Source organism: Candidatus Pelagibacter sp. HIMB123, from assembly GCF_052048195.1.
Taxonomy (GTDB): Bacteria; Pseudomonadota; Alphaproteobacteria; order Pelagibacterales; family Pelagibacteraceae; genus Pelagibacter.
Genome location: NZ_JBNAIL010000010.1, coordinates 1 through 2,630, shown reverse-complemented (window position 1 = coordinate 2,630; position 2,630 = coordinate 1). Strand labels below are relative to the sequence as shown.

Sequence of the window (2,630 nt, the reverse complement as noted above, 5' to 3'; positions counted from 1 at the left end):
TTAGCAAATAGAAGAATATGTTTAGTAAGATATTTCCAAAGATTCACACAGAAGGATACAAGTTTATAGTCATAGCTGTATTCATAACTATCATTTTTCTAATTATTAATAATTTTTTAGGATTAATAGGAATTTTACTAAGTGTTTGGGTTTATTATTTTTTTAGAGATCCAGAGAGAACAATTATAGGAGATGATAGTTATCTTGTAAGTCCTGCTGATGGAGAAGTGATTAAAGTTGAAGAGGTAGATGGTCCAAAAGAACTTGGACTAGAAAATAAAAAATTTAAAAAAATTAGTATTTTTATGAATGTCTTTGATTGTCATGTTAACAGAACACCATGCTCAGGTATTGTTGAAGATATTTTATATAAACCAGGAAAGTTTTTAAATGCATCTTTAGATAAAGCAAGTGAAGACAACGAGAGAAATTATTATAAAATAAAAGACAAACATGGAAATGATATTGTGGTCGTTCAAATTGCAGGATTAGTTGCAAGAAGAATAGTTTGTGAATCAAATAAAAATCAGGAATTAAATCAAGGTGATAGAATTGGGATGATTAGATTTGGTAGTAGAGCAGACGTTTATTATGAAAATTACGAACCACTAGTTAAAGTTGGTCAAACAGCAATTTCAGGAGAAACACTGCTGGCTAAAAATTAATTTATGGAACAGCCAAAAAACAATTTAAAAATTGTTACAGATAAAAAAACCAACGCAAGAGTGATTTTACCTAACATGCTAACTCTTATTGGGGTTTGTATAGGTTTGTCGTCAATCAGATTCGCATTGGATGGAAAATTTGAATTTGCAATTATAGCAATTATGTTTGCCGCTCTTATTGATGGATTAGATGGAAGAATAGCAAGATTAATTAAAGGGACATCAAAAGTTGGTAAAGAGTTAGATTCTTTAACAGATATGATAAGTTTTGGAGTAGCCCCAGCATTTATTATGTATTTCTGGAAACTAAATACATTAGGAAGATTTGGATGGTTGTTATGTTTAATATATGTAATTTGTGTTGCATTACGTTTGGCTCGTTTCAACGTAAATACAGGTCAAGCACCTTCTTGGAGAGATAATTTTTTTGAAGGAGTTCCATCTCCAGCAGGAGGTATCTTAGTTCTAACTCCATTAATTTTTAGTCTTACAAGCTTCGATTTTATAAATATAAATTATGATATTGTTGTTCCAGTTTTTTTTATTGCAACATCTTTATTACTGATCAGTAAATTTCCAAGTTATTCGTTTAAAAAAATCGTAATTCAAAGAAAAGCTACTATTTTTCTATTATTTGGAATAGTTTTATTTTTTGGATTACTTTTAATATATCCATTTAACGTTATATCTATTAGTGCAATTATATACTTAGGTATGCTTCCAATAAGTTTTTTTCATTATCAAAAATTAAAAAAACAAAACGAAGATCAGAATTATAAAGATGAAGATGACGATCTTGAAGATATTTTGTGATGAAAAAAAATGTCATTGTATCATTAGCTAATTCAAATTATTTCCCTTTATTAAATGAGTTAATAGACTCTATTAAAAGATTTAAAGAGAGCTCTGAAGTTGCAATATGTATTTTAGATGCTGGTCTATCAGAGGATCAAAAGACAGAATTATCATCAAAAGTAGATGAAATAAAATCAGCAGAATGGGATATAAAAGTTCCAGATAGTAAAATCAAAGGGCGTGAATGGTTAAAGAGCCAAGTATCCAGGGCCTTTTTACCCAAATATTTTCCAAGCTATGAAAAATATTTATGGATTGATTGTGATGCTTGGGTCAATGATTGGCAATCAGTTGAGCTTTATTTTAAAGCGTGTGAAAATGGTAAATTAGGAATTACGCAAACTATCGGACCAGGTTACAAGATTACTTCGAGAGTAAATTGGGTATTTGGAAAACTAGCAATTATTAAATCTCAAAATTTTAAACACGCAATAAAATCTAATATTAGTTTAGAAAAAGCTAGAAAGTTAGCCTTTGCTCCTCATATCAATATTGGTGTTTTTTCTTTAGAAAAAAATTCAACATGTTGGAATTCATGGCAAGAAAATTTAAAGCAAACACTTAAAGGTGGAGAAATATTTGGCTCTGAACAATTAGCGATGAATATGTCTGTTTATGTTGATAACGTCGAAACTGAATTCCTTCCTTTAAACTGTAATTGGATCACTAGTAATCTTTTGCCAAAGTTTGATGAGGATAAAGATACATGGGTAGAGCCTTATTTACCTAATTATAAAATTGGAATTATGCATTTAGCTGCTGGTATCTGGAAAGATAACGAAGATATGAGACTTAACAAGAGTATTAAGATAGATATTCAAACTCTTACAGGTAAAATTTTAAATAAAAGTTTAAGATTTAATAATTAATTGAAAAAAAATAAAGTATCCAAGAACTGGGTTAATAAGCAGCGTAGGGATATCTATGTAAGACAATCTAAAGTAGATGGGTATCGCGCTAGATCAGCTTACAAATTAATCGAAATTGATGAAAAATTTAAAATTTTTAAAGGTGGATTATCAGTAATTGATATTGGTGCAGCCCCAGGAAGCTGGTCACAATATGCTCTTAAAGCAGCTAAAAGTGGAAAATTGATATCTATAGATTTAA

At 29.4% G+C, this 2,630-nt stretch carries 4 protein-coding genes; all 4 read left to right on the top strand.

Translation table 11 applies throughout. The features are described 5' to 3' along the window. The first annotated feature begins 17 nt into the window (after nt 1–17). Complete coding sequence (locus ACTTBL_RS03145; protein WP_440643579.1) at nt 18–665, top strand: phosphatidylserine decarboxylase; 648 nt, start codon at nt 18–20, stop codon at nt 663–665. Between the two features lie 3 nt (nt 666–668). Further along, a complete protein-coding gene (pssA, locus tag ACTTBL_RS03140; RefSeq protein WP_440643578.1) occupies nt 669–1,478 on the top strand; it encodes a CDP-diacylglycerol--serine O-phosphatidyltransferase in 810 nt (269 codons plus the stop codon). Continuing rightward, a complete protein-coding gene (locus ACTTBL_RS03135) occupies nt 1,478–2,389 on the top strand; it encodes a glycosyltransferase (RefSeq protein ID WP_440643577.1) in 912 nt (303 codons plus the stop codon). The genes pssA and ACTTBL_RS03135 overlap by 1 nt, the downstream gene beginning before the upstream one ends. Continuing rightward, on the top strand, nt 2,390–2,630 hold a 241-nt coding region (locus tag ACTTBL_RS03130), incomplete at its 3' end, for an SAM-dependent methyltransferase (protein ID WP_440643576.1).